The following is a 19,591-nucleotide window of genomic DNA, read 5'->3' as shown; positions in this document are numbered from 1 at the left end:
AGACAAGAATGAAAAAAGGACGTACTGAGTACGTCCTTTTTGTTTTGAATTCGGTTAAAACGGCACTTCTATTTGCATCATCCAATCGGCATCGTAGTATTCGTGCCAGCGGTAATCAAAACGCATTCTTGGTTCATCACCGCTCTTATCACCAAAACCGACGCTGAACATCAAACCATGGCTTTTTAGCCACTCTTCTGTGCTCATCTTCGCCTCTTCATCCCTCAGTTCTTCTGGCATCCATAGCCCAAGACCAAAGTAGTTACTTTCTAGATTCTGAGTAAGAATCGGCGTGTCTTCCGATTTGATTGCCCACTGATCCCAATAGCTCTCTGTAGGCCCTTCAATCGACTTTTCAGCAATGTACCAATTGATCGTGTCCATACTTAACACACCCACACTATCAAAAATATCTTCACAGATAGGCATGGTGTTATCAGCAAACACGACGGAACGATCAGATAAATAGTTACAAGCAGAGCTAGCCTGTGTTGCCACAAGCAGCGCGCATGCACTAAGTACCACAACTCTGACCATGAAAATCTGACCTCTTCGTTTTCAGATTACGATTGTTTGTATAAGCCTTCGCTTAGCAATAGTTTATTGACCGTTGGTGTCGTGAATGCACTGATGTCTTCACCCTCTAACAATGCATTACGAATGTCCGTGCTTCTGATTTTGACTTTTTCAGGACACGCCATCACAGTCCAACGTTCGGTTATTTCTTCTGCTCTGTAAAATTTAGCAAATTTGAAAAAATTATCAGGACCTATGACAAAAGTTATATCGGCTTGCGTGTGGATTTCTTGAATTTTTTCTAATAACGCAAAAGTCGTCACACTTTGTCCAGGCTGGTACAAAGCTTGCTCAAGGTCAGAGCGTTGAACATTAGAAAGCCCCATGTCCTTAATGAAGGCATCAACCAGTTTGCACCGAATTGGGTAATCCAACATATTTTTGCCCCAAGCGTGTGCAATGCTTGGCTCAAGTAGCACGAGATCAAAGTGGCTCAGTGACTCGATCACGCTCTTGTGACCTAAGCTTGGCGGGTTAAATGCGCTGCCAAAAACGGCGATTTTTTTCATATCCGGTGATTACCTGGTTGAAGAGAGTTTTCTAATCCGATGATTTCGGTATGATACTACTAATCTTTAGAGCTTTTTGACACTAAAGCGACGTTTATGAACATCAACTGCATGGTTTCTCACCATTTGTGAACTATAAACGCCTGCCGCAGTATGAATTTATTCACACTCATTTGGTGTCGTACATATTTGCAGGAAAAGGAACCCTAAATGGAACAATCCATCCGCGATGAAATGCGAGTACTCCCTTCTATCGATCCGCATTTCGAAATTGAACGCCGTGTCGCTTTTATCAAGCGTAAATTGCAAGAAGCAGGCTGTAAGTCTCTTGTTCTTGGCATCAGCGGTGGCGTTGACTCAACGACATGTGGTCGTTTGGCTCAATTGGCTGTAGACGAACTGAACGAAGAAGCTGGCGACAATAGCTACCAGTTTATCGCCGTTCGTTTGCCTTACGGTGAGCAAAAAGATGAAGACGAAGCACAACTTGCTCTTGCTTTTATCCAACCAACGCACTCTGTATCGGTAAACATCAAAGCAGGTGTAGATGGTCTTCACGCCGCTTCTCACGTTGCATTAGAAGGTACTGGTCTTCTTCCAACGGAAGCAGCAAAAGTAGACTTCGTGAAAGGTAACGTAAAAGCGCGTGCTCGCATGGTTGCTCAATACGAAATCGCCGGTTACGTTGGCGGTTTAGTGCTTGGTACTGACCACTCAGCGGAAAACATCACCGGTTTTTACACCAAGTTCGGTGATGGTGCGTGCGATATGGCACCACTGTTTGGTTTGAGCAAACGTCAAGTTCGTGAAGTGGCTGCAACATTAGGTGCACCTGAGCAACTAGTGAAGAAAGTCCCGACTGCAGACCTAGAAGAACTGGCGCCACAAAAAGCAGATGAAGATGCTTTGAGCCTAACTTACGAGCAGATCGATGACTTCCTAGAAGGCAAGCCTGTATCGCAAGAAGTGAGTGATCGTCTTGTAGCAATCTACAAAATGACTCAGCACAAACGTCAGCCGATCCCAACGATCTACGACTAAATGACGATTTTATCCTTAAGCGATTTGTTTCTGAAACCGCTCTGAGATAAATAGAAAAACGCCGCTAAATTAGCGGCGTTTTTGTTTGTTACCGTTTATTTTTAACGCGTTCAGTCCGCGAGTGTCACGTCCGTTTGTGGGATTGCACAACATGCCAACACTTTACCCATCGCACGTTCCTCTGCGCTGATAGCAGGTACATCTGGGTGATCGACTAGCCCTGATTCTAATTGAACCTTACAAGCACCACACAAGCCTGCTCGACAGCTGTTGCTAATGGTTTTGCCTGCATTCTCTACTTGCTCAAGTAGCGTTTGTTGGTTGTTACCCATCAACTTAAAGCCGTTGAATTCAATCTCAACACTTTTCTCTGGCTTGGCTGTAGTAGCCGCAACGCCGAATGCTTCTTGATGATAGTTATCTTCTGGTAGGCCTTTCTTGAGTAGGAGATTTTTCGCCTTTTGCATAAAACCATCAGGGCCACAAACGAACACTTGGCGCTTCTCAACATCTTTGATCTGCTTGATATGAGACAGACTGATTCTTCCTTTCAAACCAAACCAATCCACCGCAGGTTGAGTTAAGCAAATCTTCACATCTAGTCCCGGATGCTGACGTCTCAGTTCATCTAGCTCATCTTTACATGGGATATCAATCTCGCTGCTGCACTGATGGTAGAACACCACATCATCAAGTTGGTTGTGATCAGCCAAGTAACGAACCATCGACAGCATTGGGGTTACACCGCTGCCTGCAGACAACAACAATAGAGGCTGGACAGAATGCTCTTTTAGATGAAATTGACCATCTGGCGTTTCTGCTTCCAGAACATCCCCTACTTGCAGATTATCAAGCAGTGAATTAGACACACGCCCACCAGAAACGCGCTTAACCGAAATCGCGTAGCGACCCGGGCGAGATGGGCTAGATGACAAGGTGTAGCGACGCCCTACTTTCTTACCTTCTATATCCACTTCAATAGGTAAATGCTGACCCGGTAAGTACGTTGGTAACTGACCTTTGCTTGGCTCAAGCCATAAGGTGACGAAGTCGCGCGCAATCTCTTCTCGTTCCACACAAGTGAGCGTCATTCGATTAGGAGAATTGTCTGGATAAAACTCTGGCTCTTTGTATTCCAGCACTTCGACTTTGTCACCAGAACGAATAATGCCTTCATTAAGAGCAACAAGGTTTTGACCAAAGAACACACCGCCACGCTCGTTCGCACGGAATTCTTGCAGAGTCTTAAGTGGTTCTTTGCTTTCTCGGAATGTACCGCGTTGAGTATTAACGGTGGTTAGAATACAACGCTCACAAGGTTTTACAGATTCAAATTCCACTTCGCCAATGCGAATACGTTTCCATGAGTCTTCTTCAAATGGCTTGGTATCAGATACCACTAGGTTGGTTCGAAATTGATCCATTGAGTGCTGTTCAGAGCTTCTGCGATTTAGCTCTTCCAGTGACGCTTCACTGATAACAAGCACCGGATAACCATCGGCAAAGCTAACGTTGTGACCCAACTTCTCTCTTACACGATTGGATTGCTCACCAGTAAAAAGTAACTCAACGCGAAGGCCTAACACTTTACTAAACCAATCATCCGCTTCGTCAGTGGTGGTGTATGCCGTAAAACTGTCTTTCCAAACCGTTGCAGGTGCTTCCTGCATTTTGAAATCTTGATAACGGATCTTTAGTGGCTCTTCGCCAAGACTGGTAAACACCACTCCGTCTGGCAACAGCGCGGACTTGATGGTCACCATTTGAGGGAATTTTCGAGCGGTCACCATTGAGCCATCTGATGTCGCAATCATAAATCGACGATCAAAACTCAATCCTTGTTTTTCTACCCAAGCGGAAGATAAGGCAACACCTCCGACGGATTTAACTGGAAAAACATTAATTTGGGACAAAACTGATTGCGACATAGCCTTCTTCCTACAGGTACTTTCTCATTATTGGACTATCATATCCTCATAAGAGTAATGACCCAAGTGCCTATAAAAACTCAATTTTTATAAGGTATCTTCCCAAGGTGATTGACGTTGTCTCTCTTTAACGTTCTTTTTTGTCTCACTTTATGAACAGAGTTCCATAAATTTGCACAGTATTGACGAAATAAGGATTGCCAAAACGTGACATCGCACACATAATTCGCCAACTTTTTGACACTATACATAACCTATCCGGAGCATAGACCATGGATACTAATAAACTGATTCTAATTCTACTTTGTATCTTCCTTCCACCAGTGGCGGTTTACATGGAAAAAGGTCTAGAGAAAGACTTCTTCATCAACCTGATCCTAACGTTCTTCTTCTTCCTACCAGGCACCATTCACGCGCTTTGGTTGACGATGAAGTAACCAACTGAGCTCCTGCCCAAAAGAAATGTGAAAAATGGGATGAAATGAAAGTGCAATTCCACTATCATCCTGTCGCCTAAGCGCAAGCGTTTGCTCTTGAGGTAAATGCAGCGTTTAGGCTCCAAACATAACTTTTAAATGGTGGGAGCAATTAATGACAACACTGACTATTACTCGTCCTGACGATTGGCACGTTCATTTACGCGATGGTGAAGTTCTAAAAGATACCGTTCGCGATATTAGCCGTTATAACGGCCGCGCACTGATCATGCCAAACACCGTCCCACCAGTGACCAATACTGAAATGGCGCTAGCCTACCGTGATCGCATCCTTGCTGAACAACACGGTGAGCAATTCGAACCTCTTATGGCGCTGTACCTAACAGACAACACCACGCCAGACGAAATCCGCAAAGCTAAAGCAACAGGCAAAATCGTTGCAGCAAAGCTTTACCCAGCAGGCGCAACTACCAACTCTGATTCTGGCGTAACCGACGCAAAGAACATCTACCACGTTTTTGAAGCGATGGAAGAAGTTGGCATGCTGCTTTTGGTTCATGGTGAAGTGACTCACAACCACGTTGATATTTTTGACCGTGAGAAGGAATTCCTAGACACGGTTCTTGCTCCTATCGTCAACGACTTCCCTAACCTAAAAATCGTTCTAGAGCACATCACGACTGCGGATGCGGCTAACTTCGTAAACAACGCTTCTGACAACGTTGCAGCCACTATCACCGCTCACCACCTGCTGTTCAACCGTAACCACATGCTAGTCGGCGGCATTAAGCCACACTTCTACTGCCTACCAATTCTTAAGCGCAATACCCACCAACAAGCGCTTATCGAAGCAGCAACAAGCGGCAGCAAGAAGTTCTTCCTAGGTACGGATTCAGCGCCACACGCAAAAGGCGCAAAAGAATCGGCTTGTGGTTGTGCTGGGTCTTACACTGCACACGCAGCGCTAGAGCTTTACGCTGAAGTCTTTGAGAACGAAGGCAAGCTAGAAAACCTAGAAGCATTCGCAAGCTTGAATGGCCCTGATTTTTACGGCATCGCTCGTAACACAGATACCGTCACGCTAGAAAAAGCTGCGTGGGATGTACCAGAAACGATGCCATTTGGCAGCGACATCGTTGTGCCAATCCGTGCAAATGAAAAAATTGAGTGGGAAGTGAAGTAATCACCCTCAAGAAATGAAAAAGGGTCATGCCACCATATTTGATATGGAAAGGCATGACCCTTTTCTTTTGACTTCAATGCAGCCTCAACAAACTGAACTCGCGCTTATTTACCGCGAACCTTTTCAACCACAGTCCAAGCAGCAACCACAATCAAACCAGCAATGACACCAATCACACCGTTAAGCAGTGTCGGTACGATCGCAGTAGCTACAGTGTGACCACGGAAGTCCATAATGATAGGTTCAATCAGGTGATGAATCGCAGGGACGTTATGGACAACAATGCCGCCGCCAACCAAGAACATTGCTGCAGTACCGACAATCGCAAGCATCTTCATCAATTTCGGGGCGAACGCCACTAACGCACCACCGAGTTTGGCTTTCAGACCTTCGCCATTGGATTTACGCTCTAGATAGAAGCCCAAATCATCGAGCTTAACAATGCCAGCCACTAAACCGTAGACACCAATGGTCATCAAGATCGCAATCAGGCTTACTACCAGAATCTGCGTCACGATACTTGTTCCTGTGACGGTGCCTAACGCAATCACGATGATTTCAGCTGACAAAATAAAGTCAGTACGGATCGCGCCCGCCACTTTTCTCTTTTCATACTCTTCCACGGATTCACCCGTATCAGAAGACTCTTCCGCGTTATCTTCATGCTGATGAGCGTGAGGGAATAGTTTCTCTAAGATCTTCTCTGCGCCTTCAAAGCAGAGAAACAAACCGCCAATCAAGAGTAATGGCATGATCAACCAAGGAATAAACGCACTAATGAGCAACGCCGCAGGCACCAGTATCAACTTGTTTTTAAATGAACCTTTCGCGACTGCCCATACCACTGGAATTTCTCGTTCGGCAGCAACACCCGATACTTGCTGCGCGTTTAGCGCCAAATCGTCGCCCAATACTCCAGCGGTCTTTTTCGCCGCTACCTTCGACATCAATGCGACGTCATCCAATACAGCTGCAATGTCATCCAACAGTGTTAGTAAACTTGCTCCAGCCATTTATTTATCTCTTTTATGGAATTGAATAAGTAACAAAATGTAACACCATTAAATCACTCAGCAAAGTTATGATTCTGCAAAGAATAAGGTCACAAATTGTGTTTTGTGTTGATGTGGCTTTGAGACAGGACTAGTCTTGTCTTACCTTTCAAGCACACAAAAGAAAAGTATAGATGAAAAGCGGATACACTTACCCAGTCGGTACCCCAGGTCAACCATGGGGCGAAGCAGAACGCAAAGCTTGGTATGAGCAACGTGACGTAAAACGTAGCTACCAAGAAGAAGTCGTGACCAAAATTGATGCCCTTCGCGAGCGTTTTGATGTTGAGCAATACGGCGCACTTTCTTACGATGAAGCACGCTTCCCTCTGTTTTGTATCAAGACTCGTAATTGGGATGCGGCAAAGCCTGTTGTTTTAGTCACTGGCGGCGTGCACGGCTACGAAACAAGTGGCGTGCACGGCGCACTGAAGTTTGTTGATACGCAAGCAGAACGCTACGCAGAACACTTCAACATTGTCGTTGCGCCATGTGTTAGCCCTTGGGGTTACGAAGTGATTAACCGCTGGAACCCAAATGCGATCGATCCAAACCGCTCTTTCTATGCAGATAGCCCTGCGGAAGAGTCAGCAAACTTGATTAAGCTTGTTGCGACCTTGGGTGATGTTCTAATGCACATCGACCTGCACGAGACCACCGATTCTGATGAAACTGAATTCCGCCCTGCACTTGCGGCGCGTGATGGCCTTGAATACATCGAAGGCATGATCCCAGACGGTTTCTACACAGTGGGTGATACAGAAAACCCGCAACCTGAGTTCCAAAAAGCAGTCATCGAGTCAGTAGCGAAGGTAACGCATATTGCACCTGCTGACGATAAAGGCGAAATCATTGGCTCGCCAGTGGTGCAATTTGGTGTGATTAATTATCCAATGGTGAAACTGGGTTTGTGTGGCGGCGTAACCAACTGCACTTACGGCACCACAACAGAAGTTTACCCTGACAGCCCGAAAGTGACTGATGAAGAGTGTAACGACGCTCAAGTTGCAGCAGTTGTGGGCGGTTTAAACTACGTGCTCGCTCAGCTATAACAAGCGGTTCTTATATTGCTCCGGTGTAATGCCGGAGTATTTTTTGAACATTGCGATGAAAGGACTGGCTTGGTTATAGCCTAACGTCAACGCCACCTCTTTCACGGTTTGTCCTTTTCTTAATAGCTCCATTGAATGCAGATAACGAACTCGCAATCGCCATTCAGTAAAACTCATCCCTAACTCACTTTGGCAATGGCGAGCTAACGTACGTTCGGTGGTGTGCACCTTTTCCGCCCACTCGCCTAAACTAATTTCATCCGTTGGCGCTTCTTCGACGGCTTTTAGGATGGGTTCCAGATATTTGTTGTCTGTGGTTGGCAAGAAGTGATGCTCAACCTCTTGCTTCGCTAACTGATCAAGCAGTACCTGTACGATGCGTTTGTCTTCTTCACTCTTTGCCACGTTAATGTCGCGCTGACGAAAGTCTTCCACAATCGCAGACACTATTGGCGTTACTTTGATCAAACTGGTTTTAGACGGGAAGTGCTGCGTTAGCTCTGGTGCAATATTTAAAGAGCAGTATTCCAATGGTTTACGGTTATAGCTGGTATGACGAATTCCGGCCGGCACCCAAATAGCCAGATGTGGTGGTGCTAAAAAGCGTGTGTCTTCTGCATCCATTTCTAGAATGCCGCCACTTATCAACTGCACTTGTCCCCAAGGGTGACTATGAATCCGAGTTTCAGTATTCGACAGAAAGGCTTCAAAATTCATAAACACATCTGATGGTGCTTGCTCAATTGATAATGAAGGATGAAGATTCCTCGTGCTCTTTTTCAAAATTGTCTTCCTATCGCTTACGATGTCTTTCCAGAGATACTTTTCATTATAAAGACCTGTCAGACTAGCGCCATTAATTATTGTGCGATGGGGTTCTCATGGTTTATTTGCTTCCGTTTTTTACTGTCATGATTTGGGGTGGGAATTCCATCGTAAATAAAATGGCAGCAAGTGCCATCGAACCGAGTGCAATGAGTTTCTACCGTTGGTTTGTCGCTATGGTGCTTCTGACGCCATTTTGCTTACCTTCCGTAATCCGTCAACGTCATGTCATTCGCCCTTACCTGCCAAAACTCGCGTGCCTAGCGCTGCTTGGGATGGTGCTAAACCAATCGTTGGGCTACTACGCTGGTTTGACTACGACAGCATCGAATATGGCACTGATCACTTCACTTGTTCCTCTTATCAGTGTTTTTCTGAGCGTGCCCTTACTAGGTAAGTCTATTTCTATGTTGAGCGTGGCTGGTGGCGTGATTTCGCTTGGCGGCTTGGCGTTTATGCTTGGTCATGGTGATATTACCTACTTCCTACATCAAGATATGACACAAGGTGACAGCTTGATGCTTCTTGCTGCACTTTGTTACGCGATTTACTGCGTGTTACTTAAGCGCTGGAAGATGCCATTCAACAGCATGACTCTGGTTTACATGCAGGGCTTTTTCTCATTGGTTATGCTTGCGCCATTGTGGCTAAGCAGCGATCAACTTCTACCAAGCCAAAGTGCGCTACCGTTGATTGCTTACGCTGGTGTTGCGGCGTCTATCTTTGCCCCGTTGATGTGGGTGAAAGCAATTGACTTGATTGGCGCGGATTCTAGTGCCATGTTCATGAACCTGATGCCTGTGGTTTCGGTAGCTTTAGCTTCAACTATGCTCGGCGAAGAAGTGCATGTTTACCACATCATTGGCGGCATGCTGGTTATCTCTGGCGTTATCTTGTCGCAAATTAAGATTCGCAAGAAGATACAATCGCCAAGCCCAGATTTACCACCAGCGACATCGTAATTCAATCTCACAAGCCACGGTCATTAGCGTGGCTTTTTTGTATCTGACGGCTTTACCTGAAACGTTGATAGAAAAGTTAATATTTTGTTGCATTAGCTATTCCAGTATCGATTCCTTATTGATACATTGAAGTGAGTAACAACGCACAAAGGAATGACAGATGAGCAGTGGTCAAAGAGATATTACCCTTCGTTTTCTTGCTGAACCGGGAGACGTAAACTTCGGTGGTAAAGTGCACGGTGGCGCCGTGATGAAATGGATCGACTTGGCCGCTTACGCGTGCAGCGCGGCTTGGAGTGGCAAGTACTGCATCACAGCGTATGCGGGTGGTATTCGCTTTGTTGCGCCGATTCATGTCGGTAACTTAGTCGAAGTCAGCGCGAAGGTCATTTACACAGGTCGTAGCTCAATGCATATCGCGATTGATGTACAAGCTAGCGATCCAAAAGAGTTAAAAAACCGCCTGACGACGCATTGTATCGTTATCATGGTTGCGGTCGATGAAGACGGAAAACCAACCGATGTACCGAAGTGGATTCCTGAGTCGGATGAAGACAAAGCACTAGAACAATCGGCTATTCGCTTGATGAACATGCGTAAGCAAATTGGCGAAGAGATGGAAGCGCACGTCAAATATCTCAAATAGCTCAAATAGCTCAAATAGCTCAAACAATTCAAATAACTTGCCCCCCAAGGCCCCAAACTGATTATCAAGTAATCGTTTGCTCCCTATATGTGTGAAGTAATGTCATGGTTCTGTCATTCACTTCACACTAGATTCAAATTGTCATAAATCTTTCACTTTGATTTGATTAAATCCACGCACAATTTTAGTGTTGGATAGAGTTTGGATCTTGAGATTAAAAGAGACCACATTAAGTGAAAAGACATTGACCAATTTAAAGGCGGTCGAGTACCAGTGGGTGCGCACCATGTATGTGGAAGGTTATAACGAAGACGAAATTAACCACTACATCCAGACCTGCTTTGGTGGCGATACCACATTCGCCGATCTTTTCCGTCGTGTCGCATTGCAACAGGAGAGTTTGTACACACTGCTGCAATATGTAGGCTGTGCGCCATCTAGCCGCGAGTTTTAAAGCCCTCCCCCTGATTACATCACCGTTCCCTTTCGAATACCCCTACACTAATTATGTGAAGTGATACGCACGGCATTCGGATGCCACTGTGTAATGCATTGCAAACTGGTTAGTCTGTGTCTGTTATAAAGACAAAGTGAATCTATAGGCATAAAAAAACCTGAGTCTAAACTCAGGTTATGGTTACAAGAAACTGTTAGTGATTAAAGCGTAAGGAACTAAGCTAACAGCCAGCTATGCGTAACGCCAATAAAAGCGAGATATTACTGATCGGCGGCCAAACCAAAAGTGTAATATCGATGCTAAATATAAGGGCGACCTAATGGTCGCCCTTTTCTAGTTATTCTTTTGTATCTTAGTGACCAACCAAGATTAACCTTTCACACCACCAGCCGTTAGACCACCAACAAGCCAGCGTTGCGCCAGTAAGAATACTGCTGTGATTGGTACAGCTGAAAGCACTGCTGCTGCCGCAAAGTCGCCCCACAAGTAGTTCTGAGGGTACAAGTACTGCTGCATACCAACCGCAAGAGTGTACGAGTTTACATCAGATAGCAGTAGTGATGCTACCGGAACTTCGCCTATCACCATGATAAATGACAAGATAAACACTACCGCTAAAATTGGCACTGACAGTGGAAGTAGTACCAGACGGAATGCTTGCCAAGGCGTTGCACCATCAAGCGCTGCTGCTTCTTCTAATGAAGAGTCGATACTTTCAAAGTAGCCTTTGATTGTCCATACGTGAAGCGCAATACCACCTAAGTAAGCGAAGATCAAACCACCGTGCGTGTTCAAACCTAGGAACGGAATGTACTGACCTAGCTTGTCAAACAATGCGTATAGGGCAACCAATGCCAATACTGCAGGGAACATTTGGAAGATCATCATCGCTTTCAGGATAGTGTTCTTGCCTTTAAACTTCATACGAGCAAACGCATAAGCTGATGTTGTCGATAGCGCCACAATCAAGATAGCTGAGATTCCGCCAACTTTTACTGAGTTCCATAACCAAGTCATGACTGGGAATGGAGGTGGTGTAATTGAACCATCTGCGTTTGTTATTGATATACCAAGCGCCAGTTTCCAGTGGTCTAGCGTTGGATTGTCTGGGATAAGGCTACCCGTTGCAAAGTTACCTTCACGGAATGAGATCGCAATGATCATCAACAGTGGGAAGATAATCAGCGCTAGGAACGCCCACATTGCGATATGCGTAGCCCAAACACGATATTTTAATGACTTGCCTTGTACCATTGCCATTGTTCTGTCTCCTTAATCCTGAGCTACTTTAGTAACACGTAGGTTCAATAGTGCTAGTGCGCCAACCAATAGGAAGATAAGCGTTGCAACTGCACTTGCTAGACCGAAGTCTTGACCACCAGCACCTTCAAATGCGATGCGGTACGTGTAGCTTACAAGTAAGTCCGTGTAACCTGCAGGCTCTGATGTGCCAATCATGTTTGGACCACCACCCGTCAATAGCTGGATAAGTACAAAGTTGTTGAAGTTAAACGCGAAGCTAGCAATCAGCAGTGGCGTTAATGGTTTCAGCATCATCGGCAATGTAATGCGAGTGAAGTTAGTGATGAAGTTTGCGCCATCAATAGCCGATGCTTCGTACAGATCTTCAGGAATAGCTTTCAGTAACCCCATACAAAGAATCATCATGTAAGGGAAACCCAACCAAGTGTTGACCACTAGGATCATGGTTTTCGCCATGAATGGGTCTGAGAACCACGCAGGGCTAATACCAAACAGCCCTTCCAACAACATGTTGATCTCACCAAAGCTCTGGTTGAAGAGACCCTTAAAGATCAAGATAGAGATAAACGCTGGTACCGCATACGGAAGAATAAGCAGTAATCGGTAAACAGAGCGGCCTTTCAAGGCTTCCCACTGAACGACACTTGCAAGTACCAAACCGATAACTAGTGTACAAACAACGGTCAACGCAGAGAAAACAATCGTCCAGATAAAGATGCTGATGAACGGTTCTTTAATGCCATCATCTTTCCAAACACGTTCAAAGTTGTGCGTACCGATGTTTACCACGAAACCTGGAGAAACCGTGTTTCCGACAAACTGACCATTTTCGTCTACTGGTTGGTAGTAACCCACATCCATATTAGGACGTAGTGTCTCTTGAGTACGATTGTTGTATAGCGTCTCACCATCGTCTTGCAGCGTGTAAAGAGGAACAACTGCCGCAAACTTACGAAGACCGCTCATACGGATGTCATCGCCGTTCGGCATGTGTAAATCAACGCCACTCAGAGCACTGCGGTTTTTAACGATCGTTTTAATCGGTTCTTTATCGCCTGTCGCTTCTGTGATTGGTGTTAAGTCTAAATCCGTTGCAGAGAAACCTTGCAATTCAAAGGTTGGTGTTGCTAAAAGCGCTTCACCTTTCTTCACTACAATTTGGTGACCCTGCTCAGTTTTGTACAGAGTGAACGGGTAGCTGTCGCCACTTTGGTACGTTCTGTCCATCAAAACGGTCTGCGCACGGTCAAAAGAGAGTTGGTTTTTTGCGCTGTAGTTAGTGAATGCAAGACCTATGGTATAAGCCAAAGGGAAAAGGATGAATAAGATCATCCCCGCAATACCTGGGTAGATATAGCGATGAGCGTAGGTCTTTTTACTACCAAAAATAAATAGCGCTAAAGCGGTAAGAATGAGCGTAAGGAGTGCAAACGCAATCTCACCACGAGAATACATAAGGATTGTTGCGTAGCCATTGATAATGCCGACTGTGCCCAATAGTGCCCACTTGATAAACACTTTTTTGCTGCTCGGAAGGCTGGCGTCTGGTGCTGTCATAGCATTTGTACCTTGAACTGACTGCATAGGGAACCTGCTAGCGAATATAGGATAAAAATAGAAAAGTAAGGAGGAGTTGCCCCCTCCTTAAAAGGGTATTACTGAATTATTTAGTCATTTGTTTTTCTGCATCTGCTAGTGCAGCATCTACAGTTTGACGACCGTCAACAACGTTGATGATAGCGTTCTTAGCAGCACCCCAGAATGCGTTCATTTGTGGGATGTTTGGCATGATTTCACCGTTCATCGCATTGTCCATTGTTGCAGCAATACGAGTATCTGAATCTAGCTCTTTTTGGAATGAGTTTAGAGCAACCGCACCAAGTGGCTTATCGTTGTTAACCATACGAAGACCGTCGTTAGTTAGTAGGTAGTTCTCGATGAACTCTACTGCTAGGTCTTTGTTAGGTGATGCAGTGCTGATACCAGCAGTTAGAACACCAACGAATGGCTTAGAAGATTGACCTTGGAACTTAGGTAGCGTTGTTACGCCGTAGTTCACACCAGACTTCTCGATGTTGCCCCATGACCATGGGCCATTGATAGTCATCGCCGCAGTGCCTTGGTTGAATGCAGACTCAGATACTGAGTAGTCCATATCTGCAGAGATAACACCTTTGTCTACAAGACCTTTCACGAAGTTCATTGCGTCTTTCACGCCTTCGTTCGCGATACCAGCATCTTTAACATCGTAGCCAGTTGAAGTGTACTTGAATGCGTAACCACCATCAGCAGCCATTAGTGGCCATGTGAAGTACGGTTCTTTTAGGTTCCACATAATTGCAGACTTACCGTCTTTCTTAAGTTTTGCGTCTAGCGCAGCAACTTCTTCCCAAGTCTTAGGTGGGTTTGGAACTAGATCTTTGTTGTAGATAAGAGATAGAGACTCAACCGCTACAGGGTAGCCGATCAATTTGCCGTCGTAACGTACTGCATCCCAAGCGAAATCAACGATACCTTCTTGAACCTCTTTAGAAGGTTTGATTTCAGCAAGTAGACCAGCTTCTGCATAACCACCGAAACGGTCGTGTGCCCAGAATACGATATCAGGACCATCACCTGTCGCTGCAGTTTGAGGGAACTTATCTTGTAGGCCGTCTGGGTGAGCCACTGTTACTTTGATACCAGTGTCTTCTTCAAACTTCTTACCAACCTCTGCAAGACCGTTGTAGCCTTTATCACCGTTGATCCAGATAGTAAGTTGTCCTTCTTCGATGGCAGCGTTTGCACCGAAAGAGCCCAGAGCAACAAGAGTACCTAGTGCTGCAGCGCTTAATTTTTTCATGTTCGTATCCTTTTTATATTTTTGATGTAGGGCTAGTCCATTGAGGTTCAGCCGTATTTCGACATATATCATCTGAAATAATCCCATATGTCTCATCCTCCTAATCCCTACGCCCTTGCAATTATGACGTATTTTCGTGATCTGAATCGCCAAGGGTTAGAGACTCAAATCACAAAACGAATACTTCCTGTGATCGAATTCAACTTTAGGTCGCGCAATAATGTGACTTCCGCCCAACTCCACCTCTACTACTACTTTTTGCCTCCTCCCTGCCTACTCCCCCTACAATTATTTCGATTAGGAGGATGTAGCAGTGAACACAATCTTAGAAACTGCAGTCATCCAAGAGTGGATGGTAAGAACCCTTTCCCAGCAGTACCTACCCTATAGGTAAAAAAGATTTGCTGGTTTTTCATTGCCATACGAGTGGAATGTCATTATTGGTGTTGTTTGTGGTAATTATTTCACGGGGGAGACAACACGAATAATGTGGGGGAGAGAAACTCGTATTTGGCTATGGTGGGTAGTGCTCCAGTTCAGGACATTTGGAGTACTACCCTGTTTTTCTTACCAATCACAATAACTTACCGATTCCTACTGTTACTGCTCGCTAGATAATTCATATAATGATGAGCGGTGAATAATAAAAATTGATCGAGGACGAGCTACATGGCGAGTGTCACGTTAAAAAATGTTTGTAAAGCGTATGGCGACGTACTGATTTCTAAGAACGTAGATCTGGAAATCCACGAAGGTGAATTCGTGGTTTTCGTAGGGCCATCAGGTTGTGGTAAATCTACCCTGCTACGTTGTATTGCCGGTCTTGAAGACATTACTTCAGGTGATTTGTATATTGGTGACCAGCGCATGAACGACGTAGAACCATCCAAACGTGGTGTTGGTATGGTATTCCAGTCTTACGCTCTTTACCCACACCTAAACCTATATGACAACATGTCATTTGGTCTGAAACTAGCAAAAGCAGACAAAGCAGAAATGGACAAGCGCGTAGAACACGCTGCTGAAATCCTACAGCTTGGTCACCTACTGGACCGTCAACCAAAAGCACTTTCTGGCGGTCAGCGTCAACGTGTTGCTATCGGTCGTACGCTAGTGTCTCAGCCAGACGTATTCCTTCTTGATGAACCACTATCAAACTTGGATGCAGCACTGCGTGTAAACATGCGTGCTCAAATCACGAAACTTCAGCGCCAACTTGGTTGTACCATGATCTACGTAACGCACGATCAGGTTGAAGCAATGACCATGGCAGACAAAATCGTTGTTCTAGACGGCGGTTACGTTTCGCAAGTTGGTAAGCCTCTTGAGCTTTACCACTACCCACAAAACCGTTTCGTAGCTGGTTTCATCGGTTCTCCAAAAATGAACTTCATGAGTGTATTCATTGAAGAAGTCGAAGCAGAGCGCGTAAAAGTACAGCTTTCTAACGGTGTGTCGTTCTGGATTCCAGTCGATGGCACAACAGTTAACCGTGGTGACCGTATGTCACTAGGTATTCGCCCTGAGCACTTAGTTCAAGCGGTTGAAGCTGACGCGACGATTCACGGTGAAGTGATGATCGTTGAAAAACTAGGTAACGAAACTCAGGTTTACCTAAACCTGGAAGGCGCAGACGCTGACGTTATCTACCGTCAACCAGACACACTACCAGTTGAAACTGGTGACAAACTTGAAATTGGTATCCCTGCGTATCGTTGTCATCTATTCCACAGCGATGGCCGTGCATGCCGCCGACTACACAAAGAAAACGGCGTAGATTTCGAGTAAGAACTCTTTCACCTTTGCTTGCTACTAATCCCTCTCATCTGAGAGGGATTTTTTATTTCCGAAACTAAAGCATTAATTTCAATGGAAATAAATAACCCCTTCGATAAGACATCTATTAAGCCTTATTTTTTATGGTAAAACTCTCCGTATAATACTTTTCCTCATTCCTACTGGCTAAGTACTAACTTTGTCTTAAACCTCTAAACTCGACCCAACCTCAAAATTTCATTCTTATTTCCACTTACCTAAATAGCACAACTTTTTAAACTTATCTTCAAAATATAAGAGCATAAGTCTGTACGTCGGAAGCTAGGCATCTAAATACTTTCTGTCTATTCAAACACTAAGTTAAAACCATCAATTTTAGCCGCTAAAGAACGGTAGCGTACCGTTTAGGAAATTAGGATATGAAACATAAAGGACTTATTCGTTCTCATGAGGTGGAATTTGCATTTCTCTATCGCCTCACCGACCTTGCAGTCATCGTCTCATTCATGCTGTTTTTAATTCTGAATGACGCCAACACGTCGATTGAAAAAGACTACGTTATTCTGTCTTTCGTCAGCAGCGTGACTTTCTTCATCATTGCTGAAAGTGGCAAGCTCTACCGCTCTTGGCGTACCAGCTCGTTCAAAGACCAAGTCTTCATTGTTTGTGTCTCATGGCTTGTGACTTGCGCATTCTTATTCATGGTTCTCTATTTCTCGCACGTCCATACTCTATTTGAACGTTATATTCTTGCGACTTGGTTATTGATTACGCCTGTACTTCTCCTCTCATGGCGCACACTATTTCGAGTAGCGCTGGCTTACATGAGAAAGCTCGGATACAACACACGTACTGCCATCATCATAGGTCAAACACCGCATGGCCTCACCCTTGCCAACGAATTAGAGAATCATGCTGAGCATGGTGTGTTGTTCGATGGCTTTTATGACGAGCGATCGAAAGAGCGTTTACCTGAGTCGGAGTACCCAATCAAAGGCAACGTTGGGTTAGCACTTGAAAGAGCAAAGCGTGGCGAAGTCGATTACGTTTACATCGCGATGCCAATGCACGCTAATGAACGTATTGCACTGTTTCTGAATCAGTTCTCGGATACCACTGCTAATACCTATCTCATCCCTGATTTCTTCACTTACAACTTGCTGCATTCGCGCTGGGATCAAATCGGCCAAGTTCAAACCTTGAGTGTATTTGATACGCCATTTGCAGGTATCTCATCATGGGTAAAAAGATTAGAAGACATCATCTTATCTAGCATCATCTTGCTACTTATTTCCCCAATTTTGCTCGCCATCTCTATCGGCATAAAAGCGACGTCTAAAGGTCCGGTGATCTTCAAACAATTCCGCTACGGTTTGGATGGAAGAAAAATCGAGGTCTGGAAATTTCGCTCAATGACCACCATGGAACAAGGTAGTGACGTAAAACAAGCCACCAAGAATGACCCACGTATCACGCCTTTCGGTGGGTTTCTTCGCCGAACGTCTCTTGATGAGTTACCGCAATTTATCAACGTTCTTCAAGGCACAATGTCCATCGTAGGCCCACGTCCTCATGCGGTTTCACACAACGAGGAGTACCGTCAGATAGTCGACCGATACATGCTTCGCCACAAAGTCAAACCGGGTATCACTGGCTGGGCGCAAATCAATGGCTATCGTGGTGAAACAGACACGCTCGACAAGATGGAAAAACGCGTCGAGTTCGACTTGGACTACATCCACCACTGGTCAGTTTGGATGGACATCAAGATCATCTTCCTTACGATTTTCAAAGGGTTTACCGGTTCCAATGCGTACTAAGTTCATCAACATGACAAAAGCGGCAAGTTTTGTGTCGATTGCTTTGGCTTCGCTTTCTGCGAACGCTGACCCAATGGCGTATAAAACGGATTCTGGGATTGAGTTCATCCCGACCTTAGGCGTGTTCTACGAAGGTGATGACAATATCAACAAGGCCGATCGTGGAGAGAACATCGAATCGGTCAACATTTGGGGAGTAGAGCCTGCCCTGTTGGCAAAAATTGAACGTAATCAATATCGAGCAAATATCTTGTACAAGCTGAATGCCGGTTTCTCTTCCGATGACCAGAATGATTACGATGACCATACCTTTCAATTTACCAACTTTTTCGAGTTCAACCACCGCAATCGTCTAGTGGTTGACTATCAGTTTCGTGCGCAGCATGAAGAAAAAGGGGAAGACTTTACCGAAGGGCAAGGCAGATTATTAAACGAACCCGTTGAGTTTCATCGCAACGATGTGAGAACAAACTATGTATTTGGCTCTGAAGGCTCAAAAGGTAGGCTGGAATTGGGTGTTGGCTATCGAGACAAAACTTACCAAAACTACCGTGATGGCTTGCCGGAAAAACCTGACGCCAAGACCAAATACAACGACTTTCGCGCCCCAAACGCGCACTTAGAGTTTTATCTTCGAGCAACACCAAGAACATATTGGTTGGTTGGTACTCAACAAATGAGCACCGATTACCTTTCAGACAATACTTCAGTGCCATCAAAAGACAGTTACTCTGGTTTCTACTACACCGGCGCACAGTGGGAAGTCACAGGGAAAACCAAAGGTATCGCCCGTTTAGGTTATCAAATTAAAGACTTTGACAGCCATCAACGCGAGACCTTTAACGGCTTCAGTTGGGACATCGGTTTAGAGTGGCTACCTCAAGAGCACTCGTTGATTACGCTCAAAACCACTCAAGCCGCAGTGAGCCCAGATCAAGATGGTGATTACGACTTACAAACTCGCTATCAGTTAAACCTCAAGCACGATTGGAATAGTTATCTCACGACACGCTTAGGTGCGCTTTATCAAGAGGATGACTACACCGGTGTCACTCGTAAAGAAGACCGCTATGCCCTCTCAGCAGGGCTCGATTACCAAATCAAACGATGGGTTTTGCTTCAAGCAGATTGGCGCTACCAAGATAAGAGCTCCAACTGGCAAGGCTACAGCTTTGACCAAAACGTTTGGTCCCTTAGTGCTCGATTCTCTTTGTAACAAGGA

Annotated in this window: 18 protein-coding genes; 10 read left to right on the top strand and 8 right to left on the bottom strand. The window is 45.1% G+C overall.

The annotated features are described in order from the left end of the window. Nucleotides 1-54: 54 nt before the first annotated feature. Nucleotides 55-537: a hypothetical protein gene (locus tag A9237_RS18605; RefSeq protein WP_005441137.1), complete on the bottom strand. Its 483-nt coding sequence runs from the start codon at nucleotides 535-537 to the stop codon at nucleotides 55-57. 26 nt (nucleotides 538-563) lie between these two features. Next, complete coding sequence (locus A9237_RS18600; protein WP_020194063.1) at nucleotides 564-1,085, bottom strand: nicotinate-nicotinamide nucleotide adenylyltransferase; 522 nt, start codon at nucleotides 1,083-1,085, stop codon at nucleotides 564-566. A gap of 210 nt (nucleotides 1,086-1,295) precedes the next feature. Between A9237_RS18600 and nadE the strand changes: the two genes are divergently transcribed. Beyond that, a complete protein-coding gene (nadE, locus tag A9237_RS18595; RefSeq protein WP_020194062.1) occupies nucleotides 1,296-2,126 on the top strand; it encodes an ammonia-dependent NAD(+) synthetase in 831 nt (276 codons plus the stop codon). 110 nt (nucleotides 2,127-2,236) lie between these two features. Here the strand turns inward: nadE and A9237_RS18590 are convergent, their stop codons facing one another. After that, on the bottom strand, nucleotides 2,237-4,054 hold the full coding sequence (locus A9237_RS18590) for a hybrid-cluster NAD(P)-dependent oxidoreductase (RefSeq protein WP_078609026.1): 1,818 nt from the start codon (nucleotides 4,052-4,054) through the stop codon (nucleotides 2,237-2,239). 272 nt (nucleotides 4,055-4,326) lie between these two features. Between A9237_RS18590 and A9237_RS18585 the strand changes: the two genes are divergently transcribed. Together A9237_RS18585 and pyrC are read left to right on the top strand one after the other, a co-directional pair. Next, nucleotides 4,327-4,491, top strand: a complete 165-nt coding sequence (locus A9237_RS18585) for a YqaE/Pmp3 family membrane protein (protein WP_005453437.1) — start codon at nucleotides 4,327-4,329, stop codon at nucleotides 4,489-4,491. 154 nt (nucleotides 4,492-4,645) lie between these two features. Beyond that, nucleotides 4,646-5,674, top strand: coding sequence for a dihydroorotase (gene pyrC, locus A9237_RS18580; RefSeq protein WP_020194060.1), 1,029 nt, complete (start codon nucleotides 4,646-4,648; stop codon nucleotides 5,672-5,674). Between the two features lie 104 nt (nucleotides 5,675-5,778). Here the strand turns inward: pyrC and A9237_RS18575 are convergent, their stop codons facing one another. Continuing rightward, a complete protein-coding gene (locus A9237_RS18575; protein WP_078609024.1) occupies nucleotides 5,779-6,687 on the bottom strand; it encodes a DUF808 domain-containing protein in 909 nt (302 codons plus the stop codon). 173 nt (nucleotides 6,688-6,860) lie between these two features. Between A9237_RS18575 and A9237_RS18570 the strand changes: the two genes are divergently transcribed. Beyond that, the gene (locus A9237_RS18570; protein WP_078609021.1) at nucleotides 6,861-7,778 is read left to right on the top strand and encodes a M14 family metallopeptidase; all 918 of its coding nucleotides are present in this window, start codon (nucleotides 6,861-6,863) and stop codon (nucleotides 7,776-7,778) included. Here A9237_RS18570 and A9237_RS18565 read toward each other — a convergent pair. After that, entirely contained in the window at nucleotides 7,773-8,561 is a 789-nt protein-coding gene (locus tag A9237_RS18565) for an AraC family transcriptional regulator (protein ID WP_038893499.1), read from the bottom strand. The two genes, A9237_RS18570 and A9237_RS18565, sit on opposite strands and share 6 nt — an antisense overlap. Before the next feature lie 98 nt (nucleotides 8,562-8,659). On the opposite strand from A9237_RS18565, the gene A9237_RS18560 reads away from it, so the two are divergent. From A9237_RS18560 to A9237_RS18550, 3 genes are all read left to right on the top strand, one after another. Further along, entirely contained in the window at nucleotides 8,660-9,565 is a 906-nt protein-coding gene (locus tag A9237_RS18560) for a DMT family transporter (protein WP_078609019.1), read from the top strand. Nucleotides 9,566-9,725: 160 nt separating this feature from the next. Next, the gene (locus tag A9237_RS18555; protein ID WP_005441158.1) at nucleotides 9,726-10,211 is read left to right on the top strand and encodes an acyl-CoA thioesterase; all 486 of its coding nucleotides are present in this window, start codon (nucleotides 9,726-9,728) and stop codon (nucleotides 10,209-10,211) included. A 208-nt stretch (nucleotides 10,212-10,419) separates the two neighbouring features. Next, entirely contained in the window at nucleotides 10,420-10,665 is a 246-nt protein-coding gene (locus A9237_RS18550; protein ID WP_027726536.1) for a hypothetical protein, read from the top strand. Nucleotides 10,666-11,037: 372 nt separating this feature from the next. On the opposite strand, the gene malG is transcribed toward A9237_RS18550, so the two are convergent. From malG to malE, 3 genes are all read right to left on the bottom strand, one after another. Next, nucleotides 11,038-11,928, bottom strand: a complete 891-nt coding sequence (malG, locus tag A9237_RS18545) for a maltose ABC transporter permease MalG (protein ID WP_078609017.1) — start codon at nucleotides 11,926-11,928, stop codon at nucleotides 11,038-11,040. Nucleotides 11,929-11,940: 12 nt separating this feature from the next. After that, on the bottom strand, nucleotides 11,941-13,515 hold the full coding sequence (gene malF / locus A9237_RS18540; protein WP_009704860.1) for a maltose ABC transporter permease MalF: 1,575 nt from the start codon (nucleotides 13,513-13,515) through the stop codon (nucleotides 11,941-11,943). A gap of 79 nt (nucleotides 13,516-13,594) precedes the next feature. Continuing rightward, entirely contained in the window at nucleotides 13,595-14,773 is a 1,179-nt protein-coding gene (gene malE / locus A9237_RS18535) for a maltose/maltodextrin ABC transporter substrate-binding protein MalE (RefSeq protein ID WP_033006399.1), read from the bottom strand. Between the two features lie 669 nt (nucleotides 14,774-15,442). Here malE and malK point away from each other — a divergent pair. From malK to A9237_RS18515, 3 genes are all read left to right on the top strand, one after another. Then, nucleotides 15,443-16,561 (top strand): maltose/maltodextrin ABC transporter ATP-binding protein MalK, encoded by a 1,119-nt coding sequence (malK, locus tag A9237_RS18525; protein WP_005441167.1) that lies wholly within the window; start codon nucleotides 15,443-15,445, stop codon nucleotides 16,559-16,561. A 407-nt stretch (nucleotides 16,562-16,968) separates the two neighbouring features. Next, nucleotides 16,969-18,369, top strand: a complete 1,401-nt coding sequence (locus tag A9237_RS18520) for an undecaprenyl-phosphate glucose phosphotransferase (protein ID WP_039839898.1) — start codon at nucleotides 16,969-16,971, stop codon at nucleotides 18,367-18,369. Beyond that, nucleotides 18,359-19,585 carry an outer membrane beta-barrel protein gene (locus tag A9237_RS18515; protein WP_078609015.1) on the top strand — a complete coding sequence of 409 codons (1,227 nt, stop codon included), beginning with the start codon at nucleotides 18,359-18,361 and terminating at the stop codon, nucleotides 19,583-19,585. Before A9237_RS18520 ends, A9237_RS18515 begins: the two co-directional genes overlap by 11 nt. Nucleotides 19,586-19,591 lie beyond the last annotated feature (6 nt).

This window comes from Vibrio owensii (genome assembly GCF_002021755.1).
In the GTDB taxonomy this organism is placed as follows: Bacteria; Pseudomonadota; Gammaproteobacteria; order Enterobacterales; family Vibrionaceae; genus Vibrio; species Vibrio owensii.
Note: the sequence above shows the minus strand (reverse complement) of the source record. Positions and strands in the feature narration are given on the sequence as shown.